Source organism: Okeania sp. SIO2B9 (genome assembly GCF_010672505.1).
Lineage (GTDB): Bacteria > Cyanobacteriota > Cyanobacteriia > Cyanobacteriales > Microcoleaceae > Okeania > Okeania hirsuta.
The window spans coordinates 1-2,157 of sequence record NZ_JAAHGK010001286.1 but is presented as its reverse complement, the minus strand read 5'-3'; the positions used below and the strand labels follow the sequence as shown (position 1 = coordinate 2,157).

Here is a 2,157-nt window from a genome sequence, read left to right as displayed (position 1 = left end):
TCCTGTGACAACTTGCTTCTAGCTTCTTATAGAGGAGCTAATGTGCTTCGCCGACGCGTGGTTGTACCGCTGTTCTCCGCGACAGTCTTCCCTTAGTGGCTCATTGGGAAATAAAGTCTAAATGCTGAAGCACTTACTGATAAGTTATAACTAATTCAATAACTCTAGTAAAAAACAAATCAAAAACTGAGAAAAAGTGTCTAATTTTACAGTAAAAAATTCAACTAAAAAAATGGATATTATTTCAATACTTAAACAAGATTATCAAAAATTTCCTGCCGATCAAACCTACATTATCTATGCAGAAAATGTTTACTTTAAAGACCCATTGAATAAATTTAGAGGGATTGAGCGTTATCAAAAAATGATCGGTTTTATGAAAAGTTGGTTTAACGATATTGAACTTGAATTACACGATATTAGTCAGTTAGGAGATTTAATTAAAACCCGTTGGACACTTAGTTGGACAGCTCCTTTGCCTTGGAAGCCTAGAATGGTAATACCAGGATGGAGTGAATTGAAACTAAATACGGATGGACTTATTAACAGTCATATTGACTATTGGGATATTTCTCGACTAGATGTTTTGAAGCAGCTTTTTCAAGTAAATTAATGGGTTCTGCATCAAGAAAGTGTGGGAATGATCATACAATTATTGTTCCTAAATACTTTCAATCATCATGGAATGTCCTTTGTATGGCCATCATCAAACTCGGGTATCATGGAAAGACCAGTAAAGGAAGTCAACAATAATTATTGTCCCAAATGTCAACAAACTTTTCCTGCGGAATGCTGGGCAAACAGTTAAACTTTCGACACTTTATACTATCGTAGACAAGTGCCTCCTGGGGAGGAGCTACCCATCAACCTGAACAAATGCGCATGGTTATACAGGCTGATTTTGAGGGCAGTAGTTTAAGAGGAATTAGTCGCACAGTGAATAAGTGCCTATCATACACGGCCAAATTAAAGATTCAAGGCTTGACTATACCCATAAACTAACAACCCAACTAATTAGAGAAAACCAAAGGATAGTAGTTGAGGATTTAGGAGTAAAAAACATGGTCAAGAATTACAACCCACCTCCATCTCCCTCCCGGGAGGGAGATGGAGGTGGGTTGTGATGCCAACTGGGGAGAGTTAGTCAGGCAATTAGAATACAAAGCTGAATGGTATGGCCGTACATTAATCAAAATTGACCGATATTTTCCTAGTTCTAAGCGTTATTCTAATTGTGGTCATGTAGTAGAAAAATTACCTCTAAATATTAGAGAGTGGGATTGCCCAAAATGTGCTAGTCACCATGACCGGGACATAAATGCAAGTATAAACATTTTGGCTGTGGGACTCGCAGTGTCTAGGGGAGCCGTCAGATTGGCGACGTACTGTGGAGCGACCGTAAGACCAGAAGGGAGTAAATCCCGGAGGGCGGGTGCTATCTTAGCGCAGCTCCTCTGTCAAGAGGCAATAGAAAGCCCTTACCAGCGATGTTAGGGAATCCCGCCCTGTCTCGTAGAGCAGCGTCGGTATGTATATGGGTTTGTAGAACTCCAAACTGGAAAAACTTATTGGTATTTAATACCACGAGTTAATACCAAGTGGTTAAATTTAGTATATGAAACTGTTGCTGTTGATGCGGGATTATCAGAAACAAAAAAAATCATCTTAGTAGAAGATAGAGCTGGGTGGCACAGAAGTCAGAAAGTTAAAGTCCCATTAGGGATAATTAGAGAATATTTACCTCCATATTCCCCTGAATTACAACCGGCAGAAAGATTATGGGCATTAGTAGATGAACCTCTGATAAATAGACATTTTGAAAGTATAGAAGAAATGGAAGAGATTTGAGTTCAAAGGTGTCGTACTTTATCAACAATGACAACAGAAATCAAAAAGTTAACCAACTATTCCTGGCTAAACTCTACTTAGATATACACCTTTTTTTTAACCCGGATTTGTATGATATGCGAGATTCCCCATATGCTGGAAAACTCAAAAACCCGTTAAAGTTAAAATATGTAAAAATTTTTCAGAAAAGGTTAAGTAATTAATGCGTGTAATATTAATGACAGGAAAAGGTGGGGTTGAGGCGGCCACTGATGTTTTCCCAACCCCACCTTTTCCTGTCATTAATATTACACGCATTAATTACTTAAA

5 protein-coding genes are annotated in these 2,157 nt (G+C 38.2%); 4 read left to right on the top strand and 1 reads right to left on the bottom strand.

The window, feature by feature from the left end; genetic code table 11:
• The first annotated feature begins 232 nt into the window (after positions 1 to 232).
• From F6K13_RS29910 to F6K13_RS35545, 4 genes are all read left to right on the top strand, one after another.
• Positions 233 to 613 (top strand): DUF2358 domain-containing protein, encoded by a 381-nt coding sequence (locus F6K13_RS29910; protein ID WP_124146679.1) that lies wholly within the window; start codon positions 233 to 235, stop codon positions 611 to 613.
• Positions 614 to 944: 331 nt separating this feature from the next.
• Positions 945 to 1,124: a transposase gene (locus F6K13_RS35550; protein ID WP_124146670.1), complete on the top strand. Its 180-nt coding sequence runs from the start codon at positions 945 to 947 to the stop codon at positions 1,122 to 1,124.
• On the top strand, positions 1,108 to 1,494 hold the full coding sequence (locus F6K13_RS29905; RefSeq protein ID WP_124146669.1) for an RNA-guided endonuclease TnpB family protein: 387 nt from the start codon (positions 1,108 to 1,110) through the stop codon (positions 1,492 to 1,494). Before F6K13_RS35550 ends, F6K13_RS29905 begins: the two co-directional genes overlap by 17 nt.
• Positions 1,495 to 1,497: 3 nt before the next feature.
• Positions 1,498 to 1,848: a transposase gene (locus F6K13_RS35545; RefSeq protein WP_124146678.1), complete on the top strand. Its 351-nt coding sequence runs from the start codon at positions 1,498 to 1,500 to the stop codon at positions 1,846 to 1,848.
• Positions 1,849 to 1,992: 144 nt separating this feature from the next.
• Here the strand turns inward: F6K13_RS35545 and F6K13_RS35540 are convergent, their stop codons facing one another.
• Positions 1,993 to 2,145: an ArsA-related P-loop ATPase gene (locus tag F6K13_RS35540; RefSeq protein ID WP_353735737.1), complete on the bottom strand. Its 153-nt coding sequence runs from the start codon at positions 2,143 to 2,145 to the stop codon at positions 1,993 to 1,995.
• Positions 2,146 to 2,157 lie beyond the last annotated feature (12 nt).